General features: G+C 40.9%; 15 protein-coding genes. 6 read left to right on the forward strand and 9 right to left on the reverse strand.

Annotated elements, in window-relative coordinates:
- Window positions 1-26: 26 nt before the first annotated feature.
- The 7 genes from AC623_RS16155 to crcB (AC623_RS16185) form a co-directional block, all read right to left on the reverse strand.
- Window positions 27-1,031, reverse strand: a complete 1,005-nt coding sequence (locus AC623_RS16155; RefSeq protein ID WP_049664318.1) for a hydroxyacid dehydrogenase — start codon at window positions 1,029-1,031, stop codon at window positions 27-29.
- Window positions 1,032-1,230: 199 nt separating this feature from the next.
- Window positions 1,231-3,165, reverse strand: a complete 1,935-nt coding sequence (locus AC623_RS16160) for a sigma-54-dependent Fis family transcriptional regulator (RefSeq protein WP_049664321.1) — start codon at window positions 3,163-3,165, stop codon at window positions 1,231-1,233.
- 75 nt (window positions 3,166-3,240) lie between these two features.
- Window positions 3,241-4,446, reverse strand: a complete 1,206-nt coding sequence (locus AC623_RS16165) for an MFS transporter (RefSeq protein WP_049664323.1) — start codon at window positions 4,444-4,446, stop codon at window positions 3,241-3,243.
- Window positions 4,447-4,636: 190 nt separating this feature from the next.
- Window positions 4,637-4,930 carry an SAV0927 family protein gene (locus AC623_RS16170; RefSeq protein ID WP_049664326.1) on the reverse strand — a complete coding sequence of 98 codons (294 nt, stop codon included), beginning with the start codon at window positions 4,928-4,930 and terminating at the stop codon, window positions 4,637-4,639.
- 250 nt (window positions 4,931-5,180) lie between these two features.
- On the reverse strand, window positions 5,181-5,396 hold the full coding sequence (locus AC623_RS16175; RefSeq protein ID WP_049664330.1) for a DUF6366 family protein: 216 nt from the start codon (window positions 5,394-5,396) through the stop codon (window positions 5,181-5,183).
- A 59-nt stretch (window positions 5,397-5,455) separates the two neighbouring features.
- Window positions 5,456-5,803 (reverse strand): fluoride efflux transporter CrcB, encoded by a 348-nt coding sequence (crcB, locus tag AC623_RS16180; protein WP_049664333.1) that lies wholly within the window; start codon window positions 5,801-5,803, stop codon window positions 5,456-5,458.
- Window positions 5,800-6,186, reverse strand: coding sequence for a fluoride efflux transporter CrcB (gene crcB, locus AC623_RS16185; protein ID WP_049664336.1), 387 nt, complete (start codon window positions 6,184-6,186; stop codon window positions 5,800-5,802). Before crcB (AC623_RS16185) ends, crcB (AC623_RS16180) begins: the two co-directional genes overlap by 4 nt.
- A 173-nt stretch (window positions 6,187-6,359) precedes the next feature.
- Here crcB (AC623_RS16185) and AC623_RS16190 point away from each other — a divergent pair, with 173 nt between their 5' ends.
- From AC623_RS16190 to AC623_RS16200, 3 genes are read left to right on the forward strand one after another with little or no spacing between them, the layout of a single operon-like run.
- Window positions 6,360-6,701, forward strand: coding sequence for a winged helix-turn-helix transcriptional regulator (locus AC623_RS16190; protein ID WP_049664340.1), 342 nt, complete (start codon window positions 6,360-6,362; stop codon window positions 6,699-6,701).
- On the forward strand, window positions 6,694-7,629 hold the full coding sequence (locus AC623_RS16195) for a DsbA family oxidoreductase (RefSeq protein WP_049664344.1): 936 nt from the start codon (window positions 6,694-6,696) through the stop codon (window positions 7,627-7,629). Before AC623_RS16190 ends, AC623_RS16195 begins: the two co-directional genes overlap by 8 nt.
- Before the next feature lie 3 nt (window positions 7,630-7,632).
- On the forward strand, window positions 7,633-7,938 hold the full coding sequence (locus AC623_RS16200) for a monooxygenase (RefSeq protein WP_049664345.1): 306 nt from the start codon (window positions 7,633-7,635) through the stop codon (window positions 7,936-7,938).
- Window positions 7,939-7,998: 60 nt separating this feature from the next.
- Here AC623_RS16200 and AC623_RS16205 read toward each other — a convergent pair whose 3' ends face one another.
- Window positions 7,999-8,880 carry a DUF6612 family protein gene (locus AC623_RS16205; protein ID WP_049664347.1) on the reverse strand — a complete coding sequence of 294 codons (882 nt, stop codon included), beginning with the start codon at window positions 8,878-8,880 and terminating at the stop codon, window positions 7,999-8,001.
- A 210-nt stretch (window positions 8,881-9,090) separates the two neighbouring features.
- Between AC623_RS16205 and AC623_RS16210 the strand changes: the two genes are divergently transcribed.
- Together AC623_RS16210 and yhfH are read left to right on the forward strand one after the other, a co-directional pair.
- Complete coding sequence (locus AC623_RS16210) at window positions 9,091-10,158, forward strand: hypothetical protein (RefSeq protein WP_049664350.1); 1,068 nt, start codon at window positions 9,091-9,093, stop codon at window positions 10,156-10,158.
- Between the two features lie 161 nt (window positions 10,159-10,319).
- Window positions 10,320-10,448 (forward strand): protein YhfH, encoded by a 129-nt coding sequence (gene yhfH, locus AC623_RS21200; protein ID WP_082174451.1) that lies wholly within the window; start codon window positions 10,320-10,322, stop codon window positions 10,446-10,448.
- Between the two features lie 126 nt (window positions 10,449-10,574).
- Here the strand turns inward: yhfH and AC623_RS16215 are convergent, their stop codons facing one another.
- Window positions 10,575-11,474, reverse strand: a complete 900-nt coding sequence (locus tag AC623_RS16215; RefSeq protein WP_049664353.1) for a LysR family transcriptional regulator — start codon at window positions 11,472-11,474, stop codon at window positions 10,575-10,577.
- 135 nt (window positions 11,475-11,609) lie between these two features.
- Between AC623_RS16215 and hutG the strand changes: the two genes are divergently transcribed.
- Window positions 11,610-12,563: a formimidoylglutamase gene (hutG, locus tag AC623_RS16220; protein ID WP_049664355.1), complete on the forward strand. Its 954-nt coding sequence runs from the start codon at window positions 11,610-11,612 to the stop codon at window positions 12,561-12,563.

Here is a 12,563-nt window from a genome sequence, read left to right on the forward strand (position 1 = left end):
TTCGCAAATTGCTCAAACAGATTTGATTAGTTTGCTAAATGGATCGTCTCTTTTTCCTTTTCTAGCAGCTTTCCATTCACCGGCTCGTTAACAGCCCAGCTAGGTTTTTCCCCTTTTAATACTTGATCTACTTGCATCGCAGCATGAACTGCCATCCGTACGGAGGCCTCTTTCGTTAAAGCTGCACTATGTGGACTAACGATCACATTATCTAATTGAAAGAGAAGGTTATCCAGCTGAGGCGGCTCTACTTCAAAGACATCGATTCCCGCTCCAGCAATTTCACCTGCTTTCAAAGCTTCTATTAAGTCGGCCTCCTTTACGATTCCTCCTCTGGAAGCGTTAACAAAATACGCCGACTTTTTCATCCAGGAAAATTCCCGGCTTCCTATTGTTCCTTTTGTTGCTTCAGTTAACGGCAAATGAAGACTCACAACATCGGCATTCCGAAACAGCCATTCTATATCTGTTACGATTTCCAAATCGTCACTCGGGCTTGTCGTTAAATAAGGATCATAGCCAATCACATTCATCCCAAATCCTCTAGCTGCCTTTTGTGCTAACAGCGTACCGATTCTCCCGAGGCCGATCACGCCCAACGTCTTTCCTTCCAAATCCATACTAGGAAGTTGATGGCGAGCTCCATAGTTTCCACCTCTTAGCTCTTTATCAGCTGCAATAAGCTGTTTAGACAATGCTAGGATGAAAGCCATCACATGTTCCGCGACAGCGTTTGCATTTGCCTGTGGAGTATTCGTTACATAAATGCCTCTTTCTGCAGCCGCCTTTACATTAATATTGTCTAAGCCTACTCCATACTTAGCAATCACTTTTATGTTTTTGCCTGCCTGGATTACTGCTTCATTGATGACAGCGATTGATCTTGTTAAGATAGCATCACAATCCTTAACTTCCTTCATTAGAATTTCCTGAGACAGATCAGAGCCTATTTTTAGGTTGTAGCCTCTTTCTAATAAATAATCTTTTCCCTCTTGCTCAATATCTTGAGGAATATATACCAGGTAGCTCACGTTGTCCCCTCTTTCGTCTTAAAATGATGTTTCATTCTTTAGGAAAATCTACCTTATCCTTTTGATGATATACTTGCAAGAGTTGTGCCAATATTTAAAAATGTCTTTTTATTCGTTAAAAAGCTGTTTACAGCCCTTTTTATTCGACACAAATTGTTAACATTTTGTTTCTTTGTGAAACGAAATGTTTCAAAACGTTTCATTCTGTTTCAATTCTCCACTCCTTTATCTTCCTCCATAGCGTCGTCCGGCTCATCCCTAGCTCATCTGCTGCTTTTCCTTTGTTATAATGACAGTTCTTTAAAACTTGTAAAATTCGCTCTCTTTCGGATATATGCGATCCCTTCGCCGCTATCTCTTTTTCCTGCTGTAACGGCTGGGTTCTTTCTTCAGATACACCCGGCAAATATTTCTCAATATCATAAATGTCAACCACTCTCCCTTTACAAAGAACGGCTAATCGCTCGCAAAAGTTTTGTAATTGACGTACATTCCCCTCCCAGCTCGCTTCGCTTAATTTTTGACTAGCTGCATCTGTAATCATCACCTGGCTTTGTCCAGGAAACGCCTTGCTAATAAAAGCATTCACTAACACAGGAATATCCGCTTTCCTCTCCCGAAGAGGCGGCAAATGAAGGTCTAATACACTTAAACGGTAATAAAGATCTTCACGGAAATCTCCCTTCTTGACCATATGAATCAAATTTTTATTTGTGGCAGCAATGATCCTGACATCGACTGGGATAATCTTATCGTCTCCAATGCGCATAATTTCCCTTTCTTGCAGCACACGGAGCAGCCGGCTTTGGAGTTTAGCTGAGATCTCGCCAATTTCATCTAAAAAGATGGTCCCGCGATGGGCCAGCTCAAAAAAACCTTGTTTCCCGCCTTTCATCGCTCCTGTAAACGCCCCTTCCGCATAACCGAACAGTTCACTTTCCAATAAATCCTCAGGAAGGGCAGCACAGTTAATTGCGACAAATGGGTTGTTTCTCCGCTTGCTGTAGTTGTGAATGCTTTGCGCGAATATTTCTTTTCCTGTTCCGGTTTCCCCGATAATTAGAATATTGGAATCCACTTCGCTATAGCGCTTCGCTGTCTCAATCGTTTTTTCAATTTCAGTACTGCGGAACAGGATATCTTCAAATGTATACTTTGCCACGTGTCCGCGGGAATGAATTTTTTTACGGATCTTTCCTTCCATTTCTTGAATGCCTGTCACATCTTGGAAGGCTACCATATTCCCGACTTTTTTCCCTTTTAAAAAATTGCTAACTTTCTTAACAGAAAGCTGAATAGACTGGTAAGAAACGATCTCTTCCCGGTAATCCCCTTCACTCAGCAGTAAATCCCGAAATTTCCCCTTCTGCAAAATCTCATAAATAGAATGGCCGACTAGGCTTTTTTCTGAGATGGATAAAATCTCCCTAGCCGCTGTGTTAAAGACTGAGATTTGCCCTTTTAAATCAATGGCAATGACTCCTTCATAAGCATGGTTCAAAATCGTCTGGTAACGTTCAGCTTTTTCCTGTTCTCTTAAACTAACGAGCGCCAGCCTCTTCGCTTCAATTAAAGCCTGCCGAAAAGATTCTTTTCCTGTTTCTACAATAGCTGCTCCTAAGCCGATAGCCTCGGCATATTCTGTTGTACTCAATCCGCTGACGACGATTTCACATCCTTCACTAGCAGCTAAATCTACTAAGCTCGCCGATTTTTCTATATCCTCTAAAATGTAAGATTGAATAGGTAAATCAACGATATCCGCCAAGTTTTCTACACCATAAATCATATTGAGTGCACCAATCACCGCTACTTTTTTTCTTCCGAAGCGTGCTTTACAATCGGATAAACAACGGATCAGATCAATTCCTTGTACTGGGATATCAACGATTGGCATAAATTCATTGTGCTCTTTTAAAAGCTTTGTCATCAACCCTCTTGAGATAATGACATCCGCATCCAATTCTAATTTGGCAACTTTATCAGCAGCGACTACTACCTCCTCTAACTCAAATTCTACGGTTTCTTCATGATGATGCTCTTCCCTTTCCTCTAATCGATTGAATTCTTCAAACCGCTCAAAGGCATGTTTAATGTAACCTTTACGCGGCACAACAAGCTTTATTTTAATCAAAACATTCACCCCTAAAAAAACGTCGCGCAGGCACAATCAGCAGCCTGCGCGGAACGGTTTATTTTTCTAAAATGATCATTCAGAACGCCCTGCCGCCTGTTGAGCAAGGCGAAACGTAACGAAAAAACCGATCGCTAATAAAGCGGCAATCACTTCGAACGCCAGCACATAACTTCCTGTTTTCATAAAGAAAACAGCCAGCACTGGTCCAAGCGTCGATCCAATAAATAAGAAGAAAGAATACAATGACATAGCCGATGCCTTTTCTCTCCCTCCAAACTGACCAAGCAAGGAAACTAACGAGGGAACAGTAACGGAAATCCCAGCTGTAAAGACGACACTCATTGCTGTTATCACAAAGATATTTCCCGAAATGCCAATACAGAAAAGCCCAATGGCTGCTGCAGCAAGACCAGCGCGCATTAACGGAAAAGTACCAAAGCGGGAAGCGAGCCGTCCTCCGAATGGCGCGAGCAGCATACCGATAATTCCAGCCGAGCGGATGAGCAAGATTTGTGGCGCTTCAAGTGTATAGATGTCACGCAAATAATTTTCAAGTGTTGTATACGTTCCCACAAAGCTTAATAACAGCAAAATCGTAATAAAATAGCAAAAACGAAAGAAAGGTTGAGACAACACAACCGTAAAAGCCCCTAAGACAGATCTCTTTTTACCAGAAGCGGGAAGCGCTCCTCTTGGAATCACCGCATTAAATCCGATCGCTATCACTAAATACACAAGGCCGAGCATGTAAAACACATAGTTCCAACCGAGGAAATCATTGATCACGCTGCTATACACCTGGCCGATGATTCCGGCCATCAAAAAGCCGGCGCTTATAAAACCAATAGCCGTTACTCGCTTGTTAGGAGGATATAATTCGGTGATAAAGGTAAGCGCCGTTGGAGCAAACGAAGCTGCCACAAACCCTTGAATGCCTCGAAGCAGCAGAATAGCCTCATAACTCTTCAGAAAGCCAATTAGTGGTGAGATAACAGTCAACGCAAACAATCCGAATAGAATGACACGCTTGCGGCCGTACCGATCAGAAAGCGGTGCAAAAAAAACAGTTCCTAACGCATAGCAAAATGAACAAATACTTGTCGCTAAAGCCGCTGTTTCGGCCGTAAGCTGGAACTCCCCCATGAAGACTGGACTTAACGGAATAGTTGAAAATAAAGCCGAAACGATGAATAACCCACTGCAAAAAAAGACGAATGTCATCAGCAAATATTTTTTCTCCGCGACTGCGATTTCTGTTTTTGCTGCTAACTGCTCCATCAAATCCCCCCTTTAGTATGTAATTTTTTAAATATTTCAACTTCAATTATAAAAGTCCATAAGCCTCTATGTCTAATAGCAATTTGTTATCGGGATCCCAGGCTAAGACAAAAAAAGCCTGAGCAGCTAGTCGCGGATGCAACTATTTTGCTGCGCAGGCCTCTTATTATACTTCAGCTGACAACCTCTATCAATAATAAGCATTGACAGATTCACGCTGTCCTAATGCCGTATAAAAGAAAGCTTGAATTTCCTCAATATCTTCCTTAACAACGCCTAATTTCTCCATCCAATAGGCCGGATCTTCAATATCCTCTTGAGACATTAACACCATTTGAGCGTTCAAAATGGAAAACACTAGACTTTTCCCACAAAACTGACTTGAATGAATGATCGCTAAATTGTACAGCTCATGATCCGTCACAATACAGACGTAACGGCTCGATTGCAGTTCATTCTCATCCATTAACAAAGTAATCCCCATGCTGTCATCCCTTCCTCTTATTTTTTCAGTAACCAAAAAAGCCAGTTAACAGCCTTTTGATTACTGGCGTTAACTGGCATGTATCTACTAACGGCTTCTTGTGGGAAGTCCCATAGATTGATCAGTTTCATTTAATATGTACTCATTTTATAAGAGGCTTCTGAGCAGGTCAATCAATTATTAGAATGTTCGAATTATTGACACTTTCTCTCTAGATAATGGCTAATAAAAACCTCAAAAAGAAATCTTCTTACTTTATAAATGTAGCTGCGATGATAAACCCTATTATGATAACGAGAATAAGTATGCCAGTGCCTTTCCAACCTAAACTGCCGACTAAATCAGCAAGGCTTCCGGCATTAGCTCTATTAAACGCATCATTCAGTTTTCCAGCCGGGTTTCTTTTTAATTCTTCTTGTCTGAGTCTTTCTCTCCTTCTTTCAGATGTTTCTTTGTTTTCACTCATGCCCACACCCCCATACCCTATCCTATTACGAGCATATTTAAATAAAACAACCATTAGCCTTAAATGAGCAGGCCAATTGCAGCTGCGATTCCTCCTGCTAATAATGAAGTTGTGACGTACGTAACCGTTGTTTTTAATTTCTTAGACTGGAGTAACGTGATCGTTTCGTAACCAAAGGTAGAAAAGGTTGTGTATGCTCCACAAAAGCCGACGCCTCCAAATAACCATAGCTCTTCACTAATTTGACCAGCTAAATGAAGCCCGGCCAGCCAGCCAAGCAGAAAAGAGCCTGTCACGTTTACTAACCATGTTCCTGCTGGAAACAGCGACTTCTTATTTAAAAGATTTCCTAATAAAAACCTAGAGATCGCTCCTAAAGCACCGCCTATTCCAATGAACCAAATCATCCCTTCACACCTTCTTTTTCACCGGATAAAGCCCATCTGCGCCCGGCATCGGCCAACAGCAAACCGAACAACGTGCTCACCAGTACATAGAGCACAGCAAGAAAAGCATGTCCTCCCTGAAACAAATGAACAGTTTCTACTGAAAAGGTCGAAAAAGTAGTAAAAGAACCGATCACCCCTGTTCCGATCATCAAAGTAATTTCAGGCTTTACCCTCTTATAACGATTGACAAATGTCAAAAACCAGCCAAGAAAAAAGCAGCCGATAAGATTAATAAGTAAGGTTCCTAACGGGAATTCATGGACTGGCTGCACCCACTCCCCTGCTAAATATCTGCCGATAGCGCCAAAAAAACCGCCAATCATCACGAATAACACATTCACTCACATCACCTTTCTTTCACTTAGGCTTCTTATCATTTTACACCCGTATTTAAATCGTTGACATAAAAAGAGCAAGTTGTTTCTTTTTTAAATTAATAAAAAACTAAATGAGCATACCCTTTGATATATTTTTTATACTAGATATAATTAATATATCAACGTGAGGTGACCTTATGGATATTTGTCCTTATTTAGAGCGCTCCTTTCAGATACTTGGTAAGAAGTGGAACGGGTTGATCCTTCATTATTTGTCCCTTTATAACGATGGCGACGCTCACTTTACCGACATGAAGCGGGATCTTCCAGACATTACGCCGCGGGCTCTTTCACTAAAATTATCTGAATTGATAGAGTACGGCCTAGTCGAAAAAAGAGTAACGAGCGGATCACCTGTCGTAATTTCTTACCGGTTAACAGAGAAAGGCCAATCGCTCGCTGCTGCACTGGAGCCCATTCAACAGTGGGCGCAAAAACATATGAACTTAGAAGAGAAAAGGAGAGAATCAAATGACTAACCCTACTATGATCTGCGACTTAGGAACCGGAGTTTGTGGTCCAGCCAATGATGAAGAGATGGAGATCATCCAATTCGATCATGTAAAAAAATCCATTGAGCTTTATTATGTGACGGACCCCATCTGCTCTCACTGCTGGGCCCTAGAACCGGTTCTGCGCCGATTTTTAGAACAATACAAATATCATTTTAATGTTCATACTGTGATGGGTGGTTTGCTGAAGGGCTGGGAAGGATTCGCCGATACAGCAAATGGCATTTCTGCTCCTTCTAACGTGGCTTCGCATTGGAGAGAAGTTGGCGAACATTCCCGTATGCCGATTGATGGATCATTGTGGTACGACAATCCAGTTCAATCATCTTATCCGCCCTCCCGCGTGTTTAAACTGATCCAAGGGGATGACGAGCAGCTTGCCGCTACTTTTTTGCGCCGTGCACGCGAAGCGGTATTTGCCTTTAACCGCAATATTGGCGATGATCAAGTGTTAATGGACATCGTCGATCAGCTTGGACTTAACGGAAAGAAAATCGTCGGAGAAGCAAATTCTCCTATTGGCCAACAGCTGCTCGACCAAGACTTTGCCTTATCCCGAAAGCTTGGCGTCCGCGGATTCCCGACTATTATTATGGTCAATGAAGAAAACAAAGGTGTCAAAATTGTCGGGGCGCGCTCACTCGATCACTACGTAAAGGGACTACAGCAGCTTCTTCCTTTGGATGAAGAATTGCAGTCACAACCGCTCTCGGAATTACGCCAGCTTCTCGATGCAGAGAAATTATTGTTCTCAAAAGAAATTGAAGCGATGTATGACCTAGAACAAGCTGAAATAGAATCTTTTATTCAAAAAAATCTTTCACCAACTGAGTATGAATTAAATCACCTTCTTGGGGAGATGTATATAGAGAAAAAACTAAACAAAGGGGAGTAAGACGTGGCTTATTTATTACAAGTAGACTTTGATCATCCCGGACCATTTGGCGCTGAAATGATAGCAGCCTTCACCGATTTGGCGAAGAGCATTAATGACGAAAAGGGCTTTATCTGGAAAATTTGGACGGAAAATCAGGAAACAAAAGAAGCAGGCGGCATTTATCTATTTGAAACGAAAGCTGACGCCGAAAATTATCTAACAAAACATACACAGCGTCTAACCGGCTTTGGGATTGCGAAAGTTCATGGGAAAATTTTCGAAGTGAACGACGAGCTAAGCAGGATTAATCGCGGACCGATAAAGTAAAGAAATAACCTGAGCCCCGCTTTGATCAGCGGGGCTCAGACTACTGATAAACGCTTACTATTATTGCATAGCTGGCACTGGCATTTCCTGAGCACTGTTGATGATATCTTCTGGAACTTTAATTGGCTCCACCTTATTGAAGTTGCTGTAGACAACATTCATCACTTGAGATGTTTTCATTTCATTGCCTTCAATATCCATCGCCATATCCATATCTACATCCATTTTCGTTGTTTGGAAAGACTCTTTATCAAGGTAAATGGTGTAGTTTACTTTTTCAATCTTCATCGCCTTCATCATTTCTTTCATCATAGCCTCTGCTTCTGCACCCATTGCTCCTTGTGTCATTTGTGCCATTTGTGTTTCTATCAGCTTATTAAACTTCTCTCCTGATGCATCGAGTTTCAATACATACTCATCCGCCGTTTGCTCAAATGTAAAGTCATCTTTAAATTGTTGAAGCTGCTTCAGCTGCTCTTCCGGCTCGACTTGCTGCTGAGACATGTTCATGATTTGCTCGTACAATTCTGCTGGCATTTTAATCCACTTGCCGCTTTGGGGTTCATTCATATAAAATCCTTCCGGCGTCATATACGATTCAATATTCATAGATGGCATTTGTTCGCTGCCTTCCCCTGAAGCAGTCATCGTACCTTTTTGATAAATAGCGAGCGGTTCTGTCGTAATGTTCATATCCATGTCCATTGCCGTATCCATTGACTTCTGTTCTGCTGGATAGTTGATTTTTTGCTTCATATTGACTTTCGCACTCATGCTTTTTGTTTCCTTAGAAGCTTTAATTGCTTGACTAAACACCTCTCCAAGCGTCATTTCACTCTTCTCTTCCTTCGGCGTTTCTGGTGTCGGTTTTGCTGTTTCCCCACAGGCGGCAAGCCCAAGAGTCAACACGCCCGCCGCCATCCATTTAGTCCATTTTTTCATATGTATTCCCTCCTCATCGATCATCCTCCATCTATTTTACACGAATAAAAGGAAGAAATGTTCCCATAACTGGATAACATTGTATTTTTAGGATAAAGATACTATAAGGTCAGCTTTTCACAAAGACTAAATTACCTATTCTTATGACTCTCCCCTTTCTTTAAAAATCATGTTATTCTATGAAAATACTCTGTAAAAGCGGTGAAAACGATGTTGCTCTTTATCTTATTTACTGTCATTACCGTTTGCCTAATGTTGTTTATTTTTCACCATAAGATTTTCATTAAAACGTCTACCATGGCCATTGTTATGGCTCTTGGGATTATTATTCATGGGGTGCTGTATCACCTAGCGAATCCTCATTTTTTCTTTATTAAAATGCTCAGCGCGTTGACTATCACTTTCTGGGCAGCATTTTCTTTTTCTATTATCTTATCAATTGTCTACAGGCGATTTAGCTCATTACATATCGTTCATCCGTTAAATCGGTTCAGTATCGGCACGTGGATCGCCGGTACTTCTATTTGTGCTATTCTGATTTTTGAACAATTCAGCTACTGGCGGCCGGCTGTCCTCTTTCTTTCATACGTTAACGTGGCTCTTTGGCTTTATTATTTATGGCTGTCGTTCCAATCCTTTCACGAAATACGGAGAAATCTGGAGCTAAATGTACACGGTATCTTACTTCTGACTACTGTCAGCACGCAATCACTTGTCCTGCTCCTGAATGTCATTCATAGTAATGTTCCCATTATACTCGATCGAGTGCTCATTAGTATGGGACTCACTCTGTATGCTGCGAGCGCCTTCTTTATCATTCAGCACATGTTTACTCCAGGCTGGAACATAGAAGACGACTGGGCTAACACGAATTGTATTTTACATGGAGCTTTATCGATTACTGGATTTGCCTGCATCGTCTCCAATGCTATTGGTAAGCCCTTTATTCTCTTATTATGGATCGCTGTTACGCTTGTCTTTCTCCTTGTTGAATCACTTGAAGTTTGGCGGCTGATTAAGCGCCTTAGACACTATGGATTTAAGCAGGGACTCTGGACGTACAATGTCACTCAATGGAGCCGGCTATTTACTTTTGGCATGTTCTACACCTTTACCTCTCTTATAAAACCAGGGATGGATTGGTTCGTTACTGTAAGATCCATTATTTTAACAGCGGGCATACCTATCATTTTTTTCTTGCTGATGATTGAACTGTTGCTTTATGAAACGTTTCTTTTGCGTATGATTCGAAAACGGTTAACTCACCAAATGCGATGAAGGGAGCTGCTTGTAAAACCAAACAAATTGGTTTTACAAGCAGCTCCTCATTATTTTTAAATTTTTCAATTAATTATATAACAGGTATTGATTTTTACTTACTGTTATAATACAATGAATTCAACAATAAATCAGAATAATCAAAAAAGGAGGTCATCAATATGATGCCATTAGATTTTTACCGAAACATCCCGGGAAAGCAATGTTGCCAATGCGGAGCTGAGATTGCAGAACAACACGAGTGCTATCACAACGAATGCGAACGCTGCCTAAGTAAAATGGAGGAATAAACATTGGTCTTTGCAAATGAATATTTTGATCAATCCGCCTGATTGTTTAAGAGACAGAACAGAGCGGATTTTTTTATGTTTTATTGATAAAAAAAGACCAAATGAATTGGTCTCAGGTTGTTCTCCCTATTCTTTCATTTGCTCCTCTTCAAAAAATGCTTTAACTAGCGCTATAAACCGAAGCACTAGCGGAGGCAAGTAGCGATTTTTATCAAATGCTACGTACACTATTCGAGACAGGTTAGGATCTTCTAAAGGCTTAACGTGAAAATGAGTGGTCTCCGAATATTTCACATAATTTTCTGGCAGGACAGTCGCACCCAATCCTTCCTCTACTAGCCGGCACGCTGTTTCAAAGCGCTCAATTTCAAATTGTATGTTCGGTTTAATTCCTGCTTTTTGAAAAGCATTTAAAATATCGGTACGAGTTTGAAATCCTTCTTTACATATAATAAAAGGCTCTTGATTCAATTCTTCAATGGTAAGTGTCTCGTTATTTCGCAAAGGATGATTTTCCGGTAAAAGAGCGACAAGCTTTTCTTCATAGATTGGTATTACTTCGATTTCTTCACTATTAATATATTGATTCGTTATCGCTAAATGAATATTGAAGTTGCTCAATGCCTTTTCGACATCTGTCAGGCTTAATATGTCCATTAAGTGAATTCTTACATGTTTGTATTCCCCTTTAAAGCGCGCCAATATTTTCGGCACCCAATACTTAGTGGATTCAATAACCCCAATGGACAACTCTAGCGGCCCCTGCTCCTTCAACCGTTTCATCTCGTTTTCTACGTGCTCAAAATGATTCACGAGCTTTTTCGCTTCCTGGTAGAGAATCTTCCCTTCCTTTGTTAATTGCACTTCTCTGCTGCTGCGGTCTAATAACACGAGACCTAATTCGTTTTCCAGCTTTTTTATCGAGGCACTTAAGGAAGGCTGGGAAATATGCAAAGCAGAAGCTGCATTAGTAAACGTATGTTTTTCTACAATTGTAATGAAGTATTGAAGATGACGAATTTCCATATTTTACCCTCCTATAGATGAAAACTATAGAAATATACATTATCTATATTAGTCATTATACATTACTTTATTTTATAATAATAAAAAATACGTAATTTCAGAATTTAATAACAATGCAGCTATGAGGTGATTACTATGTATACACTGCCAGATAAACAGTATTGGAGTGGCAGAATTGACAGTGAGAACGATCAAAATGCTTTTCGTCTCCATCAAGTTGTGGAGTTAAAAGATGTGGAAACATTAGCGGAAAATGAAAGCGCTTTTGGTTTTGTTGGATTTGAATGCGAAGAAGGCGTCAGACGCAATAAAGGAAGACTAGGAGCCGCTTTAGCTCCGAACAAGATTAGACAGTTCTTATCTCCTCTTCCATATAATCTCGAAAGAAAACTACTGGATACCGGAAATGTTGCTTGTGAAGGACAAGAGCTTGAAAAAGCACAAGAAGAGCTCGGCCGTCACCTTCATAAGCTGTACAGCAGCTCTTGTACTCCTATCATTTTAGGAGGAGGACACGAAACCTTATATGGTCACTATTTAGGTGCGCGAAACCATATCGGACCTGATGCTTCATTAGGCATCATTAATATTGACGCCCATTTTGATATGCGAGATGAGCCGCTTCCTTCTTCCGGGACGATGTTTAAACAAATTCTTGAGCAAGATGCCCATGCAGGCTACTTGTGTATTGGCATACAGGAATTCGGAAATACTGAATCCCTATTTCAAACGGCTAATCGGTTAGGCTGCACCTACATTTATGAAGAGGATGTAGCAGCTAACAATTTTATAAAGACATTTGGAGAAATCGATCGGTTTGCTGCTAACTACGATTACCTGATCTTAACTTTATGTACCGATTCAATCATTTCGTATGCAGCACCTGGGGTCAGTGCACCTTCTCCATTTGGCTTAGACCCGAAAACAGTGAAAACACTACTAAGATATATAGCTGAGAAAGACAACTTACTTAGCTTCGATATATCAGAAGTAAATCCCGTGTACGATGAGGGCGACAGAACAGTCCGACTCGCTGCTTACTTAATCGCAGAAGTACTGCGCCATTTCAACAAGAAACAGACATCATAA

Origin of the sequence: Bacillus sp. FJAT-27231, assembly GCF_001183975.1 — a bacterium.
Taxonomy (GTDB): Bacteria; Bacillota; Bacilli; order Bacillales; family Domibacillaceae; genus Pseudobacillus; species Pseudobacillus wudalianchiensis.